At 62.6% G+C, this 13,871-nt stretch carries 10 protein-coding genes; 3 read left to right on the top strand and 7 right to left on the bottom strand.

Translation table 11 applies throughout. The annotated features are described in order from the left end of the window. Positions 1 to 2 precede the first annotated feature (2 nt). The 5 genes from pilQ to M5C71_RS12695 are packed head-to-tail and all read right to left on the bottom strand — an operon-like array spanning position 3 to position 4,870. Positions 3 to 2,078: a type IV pilus secretin PilQ gene (gene pilQ, locus M5C71_RS12715; RefSeq protein WP_103495043.1), complete on the bottom strand. Its 2,076-nt coding sequence runs from the start codon at positions 2,076 to 2,078 to the stop codon at positions 3 to 5. Positions 2,079 to 2,089: 11 nt separating this feature from the next. Beyond that, positions 2,090 to 2,617, bottom strand: coding sequence for a type 4a pilus biogenesis lipoprotein PilP (gene pilP / locus M5C71_RS12710; RefSeq protein WP_103495031.1), 528 nt, complete (start codon positions 2,615 to 2,617; stop codon positions 2,090 to 2,092). Beyond that, positions 2,614 to 3,243: a type 4a pilus biogenesis protein PilO gene (gene pilO, locus M5C71_RS12705; protein WP_103495032.1), complete on the bottom strand. Its 630-nt coding sequence runs from the start codon at positions 3,241 to 3,243 to the stop codon at positions 2,614 to 2,616. Before pilO ends, pilP begins: the two co-directional genes overlap by 4 nt. After that, positions 3,240 to 3,806: a PilN domain-containing protein gene (locus tag M5C71_RS12700; RefSeq protein WP_103495033.1), complete on the bottom strand. Its 567-nt coding sequence runs from the start codon at positions 3,804 to 3,806 to the stop codon at positions 3,240 to 3,242. The genes pilO and M5C71_RS12700 overlap by 4 nt, the downstream gene beginning before the upstream one ends. After that, the gene (locus M5C71_RS12695; RefSeq protein ID WP_100940406.1) at positions 3,806 to 4,870 is read right to left on the bottom strand and encodes a pilus assembly protein PilM; all 1,065 of its coding nucleotides are present in this window, start codon (positions 4,868 to 4,870) and stop codon (positions 3,806 to 3,808) included. The genes M5C71_RS12700 and M5C71_RS12695 overlap by 1 nt, the downstream gene beginning before the upstream one ends. A gap of 203 nt (positions 4,871 to 5,073) precedes the next feature. Here M5C71_RS12695 and M5C71_RS12690 point away from each other — a divergent pair, with 203 nt between their 5' ends. Beyond that, positions 5,074 to 7,509 (top strand): penicillin-binding protein 1A, encoded by a 2,436-nt coding sequence (locus tag M5C71_RS12690; RefSeq protein WP_248767966.1) that lies wholly within the window; start codon positions 5,074 to 5,076, stop codon positions 7,507 to 7,509. A gap of 215 nt (positions 7,510 to 7,724) precedes the next feature. Here M5C71_RS12690 and M5C71_RS12685 read toward each other — a convergent pair whose 3' ends face one another. Both M5C71_RS12685 and rpmE read right to left on the bottom strand, forming a co-directional pair. Then, positions 7,725 to 8,993 (bottom strand): malic enzyme-like NAD(P)-binding protein, encoded by a 1,269-nt coding sequence (locus tag M5C71_RS12685; protein ID WP_103495035.1) that lies wholly within the window; start codon positions 8,991 to 8,993, stop codon positions 7,725 to 7,727. Positions 8,994 to 9,281: 288 nt separating this feature from the next. Then, positions 9,282 to 9,503 carry a 50S ribosomal protein L31 gene (rpmE, locus tag M5C71_RS12680; RefSeq protein ID WP_100940403.1) on the bottom strand — a complete coding sequence of 74 codons (222 nt, stop codon included), beginning with the start codon at positions 9,501 to 9,503 and terminating at the stop codon, positions 9,282 to 9,284. A gap of 186 nt (positions 9,504 to 9,689) precedes the next feature. Here rpmE and M5C71_RS12675 point away from each other — a divergent pair, with 186 nt between their 5' ends. Together M5C71_RS12675 and argS are read left to right on the top strand one after the other, a co-directional pair. Next, entirely contained in the window at positions 9,690 to 11,909 is a 2,220-nt protein-coding gene (locus M5C71_RS12675; RefSeq protein ID WP_248767965.1) for a primosomal protein N', read from the top strand. A 225-nt stretch (positions 11,910 to 12,134) separates the two neighbouring features. Further along, positions 12,135 to 13,871 carry an arginine--tRNA ligase gene (gene argS / locus M5C71_RS12670; RefSeq protein ID WP_248745360.1) on the top strand — a complete coding sequence of 579 codons (1,737 nt, stop codon included), beginning with the start codon at positions 12,135 to 12,137 and terminating at the stop codon, positions 13,869 to 13,871.

The raw sequence follows: 13,871 nt of genomic DNA, 5'->3' as shown, positions 1-13,871 counted from the left end.
AATCAACGACTCACAGCAATCGCCTGGTTATTCATGATACGCGGAGTCAGGAATACCAGCAGCTCGGATTTTGCTTCCGAAACGATGTCTCGACGGAAGAGGCGGCCAACATACGGCACATCGCCGAGAAATGGCACCTTCTCTTCGGTTTTGCTCTGGGTATTGGAGAACACGCCACCGATCACCACGGTCTCGCCGTCATTGACCAGGACCTTGGCGTTGACCTGGTTTTTCTTGATCGGCGGCACGTTGTTCAGCACGTTCTGGTAGTCCGGTTCATCCTTGGTCACCTTCACTTCCATGATGATCCGGTTGTCCGGGGTGATCTGCGGGGTCACTTCCAGGGACAGCGAGGCCTCCTTGAAGGCCACCGAGGTCGCGCCGCTGGAGCTGGATTCCTGGTACGGAATCTCCGTACCCTTGAGGATCTTCGCGGTTTCCTTGTCGGAAGTGACCACCTTGGGCTGGGACACCACTTCGCCGTTACCGGTTTTTTCCATGGCACTGAGTTCCAGGTCCAGGGTCGTGTTGTTGGTCACGAAACCGATGCCGATCCCGGAAGTGGCGGTGGTGGCGCCAAGGTCGACGAACGGGGTGCTGGCGCTCTGGCCGGTCAGCTTGGAAAGAGTCGGCGAGCCGCCCGAGGTGTTCCAGTTGCCGCCGCTGATCTTGCCACCCCAACGGGCGCCGAGCTGTTTGTCGTAACCGACGTTGGCTTCGACGATCCGTGCCTCGATCATCACCTGGCGCACCGGGATGTCCAGTTGGGCGACGATGCGCCGCAGTTCGTCGAGGCGGTCCTGGGTCTGGTAGGCGATGATGTTGTTGGTGCGATCATCCACGGTGATCGAGCCGCGCTCGTCGGCCTTGGACTCGGCACTGGTCACCGACTGGAACAATTTGGCGATATCCGCCGCTTTCGCGTAGTTGACCTGCAACAGCTCGCGGCGCAAGGGCGCCAGTTCGGCGATCTGCTTCTGCGACTCCAGCTCCTGGCGCTCGCGGGCGGCGATCTCGTCCGCCGGAGCCACCAGCAGCACATTGCCGATCTTGCGTTTGTCCAGTCCCTTGGTTTTCAGCACCAGGTCCAGCGCCTGGTCCCAGGGCACATTCTGCAGGCGCAGGGTGATACCGCCCTGCACTGTGTCACTGGCCACCAGGTTGAGGTTGGTGAAATCGGCGATCAGTTGCAGCACCGAACGCACGTCGATGTCCTGGAAGTTCAGCGAGAGCTTTTCGCCGCTGTAGACAAAACGCTCGGCATTACGCCGCTGCAGGTCGTCGACGGTGAGCGGGCGCACGCTGATGGTCAGCTTGTTGTCGGTCTGGTAGGTCGAGTAATCGAAGGCGCCGCTGGGCTCGATGGAAATGCTCGCCTTGTCGGCGACCACGCTGGCGTTGACGAACTGCACCGGGGTGGCGAAATCCTTCACATCCAGGCGCACCCGCAGGGGATCGGGCAACTGGGTCTTGGCGAAATCCACGCTGATCTTGCCGCCACGCTCCTGGATATCCGGGCTGATGGTCGGATCGGACAGTTCGATGACCACATTGCCTTCACCCTGCTCGCCGCGCTGGAAGTCGACATTGCGGATTGCCCGGCCTGCCGCTACATAGGGCTTGGGCGCCGCTCGCGGTGGAACCGATACCGCCGCGGCGGGCCTTGGCGCTCCGGCCTGGACCGGAGCGCTCGAACCGCCGCCCTGGCCCACCACCACGAACAGGTTGCTACCCTCGATACGCGTACTGTAAGGCGCCAGCTTGGTCAGGTTGATGATCAGTCGCGTGCGGTCCTTGGCCTCGACCACGGTCACGCTGCGCGCGTTGCCCACGCCCAGGTCACGGGTCTTCTTGACCAATTGGCTGGTGACACCGGTCAGGTCCAGGGCGATACGCGCCGGCTGGTCGGTGGTGTAGCCGTGGGGCGCGGCGGGCGGGCTGTCGAAGCCCAGCTTCAGCTCGACCCGATCTCCGGGCAGCGCCGCCACATCCAGGCTTTGCAGGTTGGCCGCCAACACCATCGGCGACACCAGCGCTATCCATAGCGAAATGCCGAGGGATGAAATAATCCTGTTCATATCGAATTCCACTATGAGTGCTCTTTCAAAGGGATGGAGCGCGGTCGTTCCAGCCAGGCGCCTTCGCCGTCCGGAACGATCTCGATCACCTCGACCTGGGAATCAGTGATAGCCACGATACGGCCATCATTGCGGCCCAGGTAGTCGCCCACTTTCAATCGATGGACACCGCCGGCCCCACGCACCAGGGCAAAGGTGCCACTGGCGTTGGAGAGGGTACCGACCATTTCGAACTGCTCGATGTTGAAGCCTTCGAGGAATTGCTTGGTCCGATTCGGATCAGGCTTGACCTCGTGGGAACCTTTCTGGCGATTGACCAGATCGATCTTCATCGGCGGCTGGAACGGGCTGCGTAGCGCAGCGGCACTGTAGGTGAACATCTCGAAGGCGCGAAATTTCGGCGTAGGCTCGATATTGCCCGCCGGCCGCGCGCGCACTTCCTTCATGTACGCATCGAGGTCGCTGAAGTCGTTGCTGTTGCCGCAACCGGCCAGCATCAGCGTCAACAGGGCCAGGCAGATCCCATGCAAGCGGCTCATTTCTGCAGCCCCTTGTCGTTGTAGCGATAGGTCTTGGCCAGGATGCTCATGCGCAATTTGGTGCCGCCGGCCGGTGAGGCTACGACCGGCTTGATCTCGAAATCATGCAGGGTCACGATCCGTGGCAGGGCCGCCACGCCGCTGACGAAGGTGGCCAGGTCGTGATAGGCGCCGGTCACGGTAATCTGGATCGGCAGCTCGATATAGAACTGCTGGGTGACTTCCGGCAGGAGCTTGATCTCCTCGAACTCCAGCCCGCTGCCCAGCCCCGTGCGCGTGATGTCCTCCAGCAACCCCGGCACCTCGGTGTCGCTCGGCAACTGCTTGAGCAGGGTGCCGAAGGAGGTTTCCATATCCTCCATCTGCCGGGTATAGGCTTCAAGGTTCGCGGCCAGGTGGGCCTTGGTGGCGAACTGCTCCTTGAGGGTCACTTCCGTCAAGCGCTGCTGGTCCAGTTGATCGGTGAGGTCCTTGATGTAGAAGTTGTAGCCCAGGGCCAGCACCAGGATCGCGGTCAGTATGCCGCTAGCGACCTTGACCACCGCCGGCCAGGAGCCGATGTTCTGCATATCGAGGTCGCCGAGATCGACCTTGCGAAGGTTTTCCAACCAGAGGGAGACATTCATTTAACCACCCCCTCTGGTTTCGGCTGGGTCTGGCGCACGCTCAGTTGGAAAGTGTTGGCCTGGTCCACCGCGCCGGCGGTGGTCGCCTTGACCTCGGTCAGCGTCGGCGCGGTCAGCCAATCGGAGGCCTCGAGGTTACGCATCAGGTCCGACACCCGGTTGTTGGACTCCGCCGCGCCGGTGATCGCGATGGTCTTGTCAGTCATCTTCACTGCGGTGAAATACACGCCGTCCGGCAGGGTCCGCACCAGTTGATCGAAGATCCGCCCGCTGATGGAGCGGTTGCCCTGCAGGTCCTGGATGATTTTCATACGCTCGATCAGTTGCTGGCGACGTGCCTTGAGCTCGCTGATCTGCTTGATCCGGCCGTCGAGCTGGGCGATTTCCTTGTTCATGTAGGCATTGCGCGCGACCTGGCGGTCGACGGCACCGCTGAAGTACTGGTCGGTCAGCAACACCACGCCGACCGCCGCCACCAATACGCCGACCAGGGCGGTGAGGAAACGTTTGCGGCGCTCTTCACGCAGTTGCTCGCGCCAGGGCAGAAGGTTGATCCGCGCCATCAGTCGAAACTCCTCAAGGCCAGACCGCAAGCGATCATCAGGGCCGGCGCATCACTGGCCAGGGCCCCGGCATTGACCTTGCTGCTCAAGGCCATGTCGGCGAAGGGGTTGGCCACCAGGGTCGGCGTACCGAGCCGCTGCTGGATCAGGTGATCGAGCCCGGCAATCGACGCGGTGCCGCCGGCGAGCAGGATGTAGTCGACATCGTTGTACTGTCCGGAGGCAAAGAAGAACTGCAGGGAACGCGACACCTGCTGGACCACCGCATCCTTGAAGGGCTGCAACACCTCGGCGACGTAGTCGTCGGGCAGGCCGCCCTGTTTCTTCGCCAGCCCCGCCTCCTCGTTGGACAGGCCGTAGCGGCGCTGGATTTCCTCGGTGAGCTGGCGACCGCCGAACAATTGTTCGCGGGTATAGATGATGCGGCCATTATGCAGGACGCTGAGGGTGGTCATGGTCGCGCCGATATCCACCACCGCCACCGTCAGCTTCTCGTGGTCGCTGGCCAGTTGCGCGGCGAGCAGGCCGAAGGAACGCTCCAGGGCGTAGGCCTCGACATCGACCACCTGGGCTTCGAGCCCGGCCAGGGCCAGGGCTGCCTCGCGGACCTCGACGTTTTCTTTCCGACAGGCGGCAAGCAGGACTTCGACACGCTCGGGATTGCGCGCCGAATAACCCTGGATCTCGAAGTCGATGGCCACTTCTTCCAGGGGATAGGGAATGTACTGGTCGGCCTCGATCTTCAGCTGGTTTTCCATTTCGTCATCGGAAAGCCCGGCATCCATCTCGATGGTCTTGGTGATCACCGCGGAACCGGCCACGGCCACCGCCACGCCGCGCACATTGGTCTTGGCCTTGAGCAGCACCCGTGCAAGGGCCTGCCCGACGCCTTCGAGCTCGGCGATGTTCTTTTCGACCACGGCATTGGCTGGCAACGGTTCCACGGCGTAGGACTCGACCCGATATCGATTGCCTGAGCGGCTCAATTCGAGGAGCTTTACCGAGGTGGAACTGATGTCGATCCCCAGGAGCGAATGCGCTTTTTTGCCAAAGAGTCCAAGCACTACCGATTCCCTATTACTATCCGCGACTTACGGACCCTTTATGATGATGGGCATTTAATAGCAGTCTTGACATAAGCGCAAATGACGCTCACGCCCAAAAATGCTTATAATGCCCAGCGTTTTTTTCCGAATCGCCGAACCAGCGCTTGCTGCGAATTTAGCCTGACGCCTAACCCATTCTTTTATCTGGAAATCCACAAGCCTTGATTCGTCTGCTGAAGTTTTTCGGGTGGTCTTTCGTCGCCGTGTTCTGCGGGCTGCTGCTCGTCCTGAGCGGCGCTTTTCTTTATCTTAGTCCGGGCCTGCCGTCCGTCGAGACTTTGCGCAGCATACAATTGCAGATTCCGCTCAGGGTCTACACCAGCGATGGCAAGCTGATCGCCGAATTCGGCGAGATGCGCCGTTCGCCCCTTAAATTCGCAGATATTCCGCCCAATTTCATCAACGCCCTGCTGAGCGCCGAAGACGACAACTTCGCCAACCACTATGGCGTAGACCCCAGCAGCCTGATGCGCGCCGCAACCCAATTGGTCAAGAGCGGGCACATCCAGTCCGGCGGCAGCACCATCACCATGCAGGTGGCGAAGAACTTCTTCCTGTCCAGCGAGCGTAGCTTCTCGCGCAAGACCAACGAAATTCTTCTCGCCTTGCAAATCGAGCGCCAGCTGACCAAGGACGAGATCCTCGAGCTGTACGTGAACAAGATCTACCTGGGCAACCGCGCCTACGGTATCGAAGCGGCGTCTCAGGTTTATTACGGCAAGTCGATCCGTGACATCACCCTGGCCCAGATGGCCATGATCGCCGGCCTGCCGAAGGCGCCGTCGCGGTTCAACCCGCTGGCCAACCCGGTGCGCGCCAAAGAACGCCGCGACTGGATCCTCGGCCGCATGTACAAGTTGGGCAAGATCGACGAGGCCGCCTACCAGACCGCCATCGTCGAGCCGATCAACGCCAGCTATCACGTACCGACGCCGGAAGTGAACGCGCCGTACATCGCCGAAATGGCCCGTGCGGAAATGGTCGGTCGCTATGGCAGCGAAGCCTACACCGAAGGTTTCCGCGTCACCACCACCGTGCCGAGCAACCTGCAGGAGCTGGCCAACCACTCGATTGAAGAAGGCCTGATCGCCTACGACCAGCGCCACGGCTACCGTGGACCGGAATCGCGGCTGCCGGGCAAGACCCGTGACGCCTGGATCGCCGAGCTGGGCAAGCAGCGCACCATCAGCGGCCTGGACCCGGCCATCGTCACCCAGGTGGACAAGGCCAGCCTGCACGTGCTGACCCGCAACGGCCCGGAAATCGTCAACTGGGACAGCATGAAGTGGGCCCGCCCGTACCTCAACACCAACAGCCTCGGTGCCGCCCCCAAGCAACCGTCCGACGTAGCCCAGGTCGGCGACCTGATCCGCGTCCAGCGCCAGGCCGACAACAGCCTGAAGTTCAGCCAGGTACCGGTGGCCCAGGGCGCCCTGGTCTCGCTTGACCCGCAAAACGGCGCGATCCGTGCACTGGTCGGCGGTTTCGCCTTCGAGCAGAGCAACTACAACCGCGCCACCCAGGCCAAGCGCCAACCGGGTTCGAGCTTCAAACCGTTCATCTACAGCTCCGCGCTGGATAACGGCTACACCCCGGCCAGCCTGGTGAACGATGCGCCGATCGTGTTCGTCGACGAATACCTGGACAAGGTCTGGCGGCCGAAAAACGACACCAACACCTTCCTCGGCCCGATCCGCTTGCGCGAGGCACTGTACAAGTCGCGTAACCTGGTCTCGATCCGCCTGCTGCAAAGCCTGGGCGTCGACAAGACCATCGACTACATCGCCAGATTCGGCTTCAACAAGCAGGACCTGCCGCGCAACCTGTCCCTGGCCCTGGGTACCGCAACCCTGACGCCAATGGAAATTGCCACCGGCTGGAGCACCTTTGCCAACGGCGGCTACAAGATCACCCCCTACCTGATCGACAAGATCGAAAGCCGCAACGGCGACACCCTGTTCGTCGCCAATCCACCAAGCGTGCCGACCGGCGCGGCGGCCAGCAGCGGCATCGCGGCACCAAGCCAACCGTCGTTCACCGTCAACAGCACCAGTGAAGCCCCAGCACCGGCTGCCCAAGCCCCAGCGGTGGCCGAGCGGATCGTCGACGGACGGACCACCTTTATCCTCAACAGCATGCTCGAGGACGTGATCAAGCTCGGTACCGGGCGTCGTGCCCTGGCCCTGGGCCGTGGCGACCTGGCGGGCAAGACCGGTACCACCAACGACTCCAAGGACGCCTGGTTCACCGGTTACAACGCCGACTACATCACCACCGTCTGGACCGGTTTCGACCAGCCCGAAAGCCTGGGCCGTCGCGAGTTCGGCGGCACCGTGGCGCTGCCGATCTGGATGGACTACATGGGCGCCGCACTGAAGGGCAAGCCGTTGCACACCCAGGCGGAGCCGGAAGGCATCCTCAGCCTGCGGGTGGATCCGATCAGCGGTCGCGCGGCAACCCCGGGCACGCCGAACGCCTACTTCGAACTGTTCAAGAGCGAAGACACACCGCCGTCGGTCAACGAGATCGGCAATGGCGGCAGCGCCCCGGGCAGTCCGCTGCCGGCGGACGAGGCGGCGCCGATCGATCTGTTCTGATCCGAGAGAGCGGCCACAGTGCCGCCCTTGCAGGAGCCTGGCTTGCCAGCGATGGCGTCCGCATGAACGGTGCAAGGCTCAAGGGCCTCTTCGCTGGCAAGCCAGGCTCCTACAAAGGACCGCGTTCAGCCTGGTTGCCCACACCGCTCAAACGGCAGCCACAAAAAAGCCCCGACTCATTCGAGCCGGGGCTTTTTGTTTGACGCTACAACAGCTTAGCCGTTGAACACATCATCCACGCTTTTCAGCGGGTAGTTCTTCGGATACGGCAGGGTTGCCACACCGGTCTCGATCGCGGCTTTGGCCACGGCATCGGAGATCAGGGTGATCAGGCGGGCATCCATTGGTTTCGGAATGATGTACTCACGACCGAATTCCAGCTTGATACCGCCGTAGGCGTCGCACACTTCCTGAGGCACCGGCAGCTTGGCCAGTTCGCGCAGGGCGTTGGCGGCAGCCACTTTCATCTCTTCGTTGATGCGCTTGGCGCGAACGTCCAGGGCACCACGGAAGATGAACGGGAAGCCGAGGACGTTGTTGACCTGGTTCGGGTAGTCGGAACGACCGGTGGCCATGATCACGTCGTTGCGAGTGGCGTGAGCCAGCTCTGGCGAGATTTCCGGATCCGGGTTCGAGCAAGCGAACACGATCGGGTTGGCCGCCATCGACAGCAGGCCTTCAGCGTCCAGCAGGTTCGGGCCGGACAGACCGACGAACACGTCAGCGCCTTTCAGGGCGTCAGCCAGGGTGCGCTTCTCAGTGGCGTGGGCGAACACCGCCTTGTACTGGTTCAGGTCGTCACGGCCAGCGTGGATCACGCCAGTACGGTCAACCATGAAGATGTTTTCGATCTTGGCGCCCATGCTCACCAGCAATTTCATGCAGGAGATGGCGGCAGCGCCGGCGCCCAGGCAGACGATCTTGGCTTCCGGCAGGGTCTTGCCGGCGATTTCCAGGGCATTGATCATGCCGGCCGCGGTGACGATCGCGGTGCCGTGCTGGTCATCGTGGAACACCGGAATATCGCACTGCTCGATCAGAGCACGTTCGATCTCAAAGCACTCAGGGGCCTTGATGTCTTCCAGGTTGATGCCACCGAAGGTGATGGAGATACGCTTGACGGTGTCGATGAAGGCTTGCGGGCTTTCCGAATCGACTTCGATGTCGAACACGTCGATACCGGCGAAACGCTTGAACAGCACGCCCTTGCCTTCCATCACTGGCTTGGAGGCCAATGGGCCGAGGTTACCCAGGCCGAGAATCGCGGTGCCATCGGAAATGACTGCAACCAGGTTGCCCTTGCCAGTGTACTTGTAGGCCAGCTCAGGATCGCGGGCGATTTCGCGTACTGGTTCGGCGACGCCAGGGCTGTAGGCCAGCGACAGGTCACGGGCGGTGGCGGTGGCTTTGGTGAGCTCGACGCTCAGCTTCCCCGGACGAGGATTGGCATGATATTCGAGAGCGGCAGTTTTCAAATCTGACATGTGGGCATTCCGCTTTTTACTGTGGGACAGACGGACCGCCGAGGATACGCGTGTCGCCAAGTCCTCACAAGACTGACCAGTCACAGGTGTCAAGCACCTGTCCCTACGACTTTGGCCCAAGAGCCAGGAAACACAAGGGATAAACTGTTCACAATCATGCAGAAAAATGTCTACAATTTTTTATGCGGCGGCCGCTGATACAAACAGCGCCCACAAAAAAGGCGTCCACGGGGGACGCCTTTTTTATCGACCGGGAAAAACCAGCGGTTTTTCCCGGAGCGATCAGCCTCAGGCCTTTTTGACAGCGCCGAACATGCCGAAACGGTCGGCGAACTTCTGTACGCGGCCGCCAGTGTCCAGGGTCTTCTGCTTACCGGTGTAGAACGGGTGGCATTCGTTGCACACGTCGATTGGCAGAGCTTTGCCATGGGTCGAACGGGTCACGAACTTGTTACCGCAGCTGCAGGTAACGTCGATGTCTACGTATGCTGGATGGATATCGGCTTTCATGGGGACTTCCTCAGGCTGGCGTGCCGCCGCTCAACACGATTGTTGAACACCGCACGTAATTTAGCCGGCGATCATACCAGACCTTTTGCCCGGCGCAAGTGGCCAGCGAGCCCTCCGTCGGGAAGACACTGCCCGAGCCGTCTGCTAGGCTCGCGCCCTCCACGAACCCCTCCCAGAGAGAACCGCGTGCCCGACGCCATCCTGCGCCTTGCCCTGCCCTCGCCACTGCGCCGCCTGTTCGATTACCGGGCGCCGGAGGGTGTGCCGCGTAGCGCGTTGCAGCCCGGCATGCGCCTGCGGGTGCCGTTCGGCCGCCGGGAGATGATCGGTATCCTGGTGGAAATCGCCGAGCACAGTGAAGTCCCGGCGGAAAAGCTCAGGCGCGCCACGGCCCTGCTCGACGCCAGCACGCCGCTGCCGCCGGCGCTGTTCAAGCTGTGCCTGTGGACCGCCCAGTATTATCAGCACAGCCTCGGCGACACCCTGAGCTGGGCGCTGCCGGTGCTGCTGCGCCAGGGCGAGCCGGCCGAAGCGCGCCAGGACCGCTTCTGGTCGATGGTCCCCGGCGCCCGCCTCGACGATCCGCGCATCGCCCGCGCCCCGCGCCAGCGCGAAGCCCTGGCGACACTGGCGCAGCATCCCCACGGCGTGGCCCATCAACTACTGAGCAAGCTGATGCTGAGCAAGGACAGCCTCGACCTGCTGCTGGCCAAGGACCTGGTGCGTGTGGAGGTTCGCCGCCATGCGCCGAGCGAGCGTCACGAACACTGGCTGGCGCAACCGGAGCTGCCGCTCAACAGCGAGCAACGCGCCGCCTGCGAAGCGATCCGCGCCGGGTTCGACAGTTTTCATGCCTTCCTGTTGGCCGGGGTCACCGGCAGCGGCAAGACCGAAGTCTATCTGCAACTGATCCGCGAGACCCTGGAAGCCGGCAAGCAGGCGCTGGTGCTGATCCCGGAAATCAACCTGGGGCCGCAGACCCTGGCGCGTTTCGAGCAACGCTTCAACGCCCGCATCGCCCTGCTGCACTCGGCGGTGAACGACCGCGAGCGCCTGGACGCCTGGCTCGCCGCCCGCGACGGCGAAGCCGACATCATTATCGGTACCCGTTCGGCGTTGTTCACCCCGATGAAAAACCCCGGTCTGATCATCATTGACGAAGAGCACGACGGTTCCTATAAACAGCAGGAAGGCCTGCGCTATCACGCCCGCGACCTGGCGCTGGTGCGCGCGCGCCAGGAAAACATTCCGATTGTGCTGGGTTCGGCCACGCCATCCCTGGAAAGCCTGCACAACGCCTACACCGGGCGTTATGGCCTGTTGCGCCTGAACGAACGCGCGGGCGGGGCCAAGCAGCCGCGCTTCCTGCGCCTGGATGTGAAAAGCCGACCACTGGACAGCGGCATTTCCGGACCGATGCAGCAGGCCATCGGCCAGACCCTCGCCGCCGGCCAGCAGGTGTTGGTGTTCCTCAATCGCCGCGGCTTTGCGCCAACACTGCTGTGCCACGACTGCGGCTGGATGTCCGAATGCTCGCGCTGCGATGCACGCATGACCGTACACCAGCGCTCCGGCGAACTGCGCTGCCATCACTGTGGTTATGTCGAGCGGGTACCGCGCAATTGCCCGCAGTGCGGCAAGGTCGACCTGCGCCCGGTGGGTGCCGGGACCGAGCGCGCCGAGGAGCGCCTGGGCATCCTGTTTCCCGATTACCCGGTGCTGCGGGTCGACCGCGACAGTACCTCGCGCAAGGACGCGATGAACCAGCTGTTCGCTACTATCCAGAAAGGCCAGCCGTGCATCCTGGTCGGCACGCAGATGCTTGCCAAAGGCCATCACTTTCCCCGGGTGACCCTGGTGTCGATCCTCGATGCCGACGGCGGCCTGTTCTCCGGCGACTTCCGCGCCAGCGAGCGCATGGCCCAGTTGATCGTCCAGGTGGCGGGCCGGGCCGGGCGGGCGGAAGAACCGGGCAAGGTGATTATCCAGACGCACCTGGCGGACCATCCACTGTTGATTCAGCTGACCGAGCAGGGTTATTTCGCCTTTGCCGAACAGGCTTTGAGCGAGCGTCGGGCGGCTGGCTTGCCGCCGTTCGCACACCTGGCCCTGCTGCGGGCCGAAGCCCATAAGCCGGGGCAGGCCGAGAGCTTTCTCGATGAAGCCTGCAGCGAGGCCGAGCGTTTGCTGGCCGAGATGAACCTGGGCGGCATCGAACTGCTGGGGCCGGTGCCGGCGCCCATGGAGCGCCGGGCCGGACGTTATCGGGCGCAGTTGTTGTTGCAGGCCAATGGCCGGGCCTCGCTGCACCGATTGTTGAGCAGTTGGTTGCTGGTGTTGGAGCAAATGCCCAGCGGGCGGCAGGTGCGCTGGTCGTTGGATGTCGATCCCGTAGATTTGTATTGATCCGACGGACGCCTTCGCGGGCAAGCCCTGCTCCTACAGGACCGAGTCGTACGCAAATACTGTGAACGACTCAAACTTGTAGGAGCAGGGCTTGCCCGCGAATAGGCCCGCCCAGACGCCACAAGTCCGTAACCGGTTGGCAAGCTCGTCCCGGCAACGGATAATGCCCAGTTTTTCCACCTGCGCATCGAAGCGCCGCCGCGCATGCGGTCGAAAGAGAAGACCATGAAAGACACCATTCGCCAGCTGATCCAACAAGCCATCACCCAACTCGTCACCGAAGGTGTGTTGCCTGAAGGGCTGACGCCGGCGATCCAGGTGGAAAACACCCGGGACAAGACCCACGGCGACTTCGCCAGCAATATCGCGATGATGCTGGCCAAGCCGGCCGGTCTCAAACCCCGCGACCTGGCGGAAAAAATCATCGCCGCCCTGCCCGTCGCCGACAGCGTGAGCAAGGCCGAGATCGCCGGCCCCGGCTTTATCAACTTCTTCCAGAACACCCAGGCCCTGGCCGCGCGCCTCGACGCCGCCCTGGCCGACGCCAGCATCGGCGTGCACAAGGCAGGCCCGGCGCAACGGGTAGTGGTCGACCTCTCGGCCCCCAACCTGGCCAAGGAAATGCACGTCGGCCACCTGCGTTCGACCATCATCGGCGACGGCGTGGCGCGCGTCCTCGAGTTCCTCGGTGACACCGTGATCCGCCAGAACCACGTCGGCGACTGGGGCACCCAGTTCGGCATGCTGATGGCCTACCTGCAGGAAAACCCGATTACCAGCGACGAACTCTCGGACCTGGAAAACTTCTACCGCGCGGCCAAGAAACGCTTCGACGAATCCCCGGAGTTCGCCGACCGCGCCCGCGGCCTGGTGGTCAAATTGCAAGCCGGCGACCCGGATTGCCTGGCGCTGTGGACCCGCTTCAAGGACATCTCGCTGTCCCACTGCCAGAAGATCTACGAACTGCTGAACGTCAAACTGACCATGGCCGACGTGATGGGCGAAAGCGCCTACAACGACGACCTGATCAACGTGGTCAACGACCTCAGGGCCAAGGGCATGCTGGTCGAGAGCAACGGCGCCCAGTGCGTGTTCCTCGACGAGTTCAAGAACGCCGAAGGCGAACCGCTGCCAGTGATCATCGTCAAGGCCGATGGTGGCTATCTGTATGCCACCACCGACCTGGCCGCCGTGCGCTACCGCAGCAATGTGCTGAAAGCCGATCGCGCGCTGTATTTCGTCGACCAGCGCCAGGCCCTGCACTTCCAGCAGGTGTTCGCGGTGGCACGCAAGGCCGGCTTCGTCGGCCACCCGATGGACATGGAGCACATGGGCTTCGGCACCATGAACGGCGCCGACGGCCGCCCGTTCAAGACCCGCGACGGCGGCACCGTGAAGCTGATCGACCTGCTGACCGAAGCCATGGACCGCGCCTACCTGCTGGTCAAGGAAAAGAACCCGGAGCTGGCCGAAGACGAACTGCGCACCATCGCCCGCGTGGTGGGCATCGGCGCGGTCAAGTACGCCGACCTGTCCAAGCACCGCGCCAGCGACTACAGCTTCAACTTCGAGCTGATGCTCAACTTCGAAGGCAACACCGCGCCGTACCTGCTGTACGCCTACACCCGCGTGGCCGGTGTATTCCGCAAACTGGGCACGGATTTCAGCCAGGTTGAAGGGCAGATCGTCCTTGAAGCGCCCCACGAGCACGAACTGGCCGCCAAACTGGCGCAGTTCGGCGAAGTGCTCGGCAACGTTGCCGAGAAAGGCACGCCGCACGTGCTGTGCACCTACCTGTACGATGTCGCCGGGCTGTTCTCCAGCTTCTACGAGAACTGCCCGATCCTGTCCGCCGATACCGCCGAACAGAAACAGAGCCGCCTGCGCCTCGCCGCGCTGACCGGTCGCACCCTCAAGCAAGGCCTGGAGTTGCTGGGTCTGGAAACCCTGGAGCGTATGTAA

Source organism: Pseudomonas sp. MWU12-2345, assembly GCF_023242385.1.
GTDB lineage: Bacteria > Pseudomonadota > Gammaproteobacteria > Pseudomonadales > Pseudomonadaceae > Aquipseudomonas > Aquipseudomonas gingeri_D.
The sequence above is the reverse complement of the archived record's forward strand: the minus strand, read 5'-3'. Positions and strand labels throughout refer to the sequence as shown.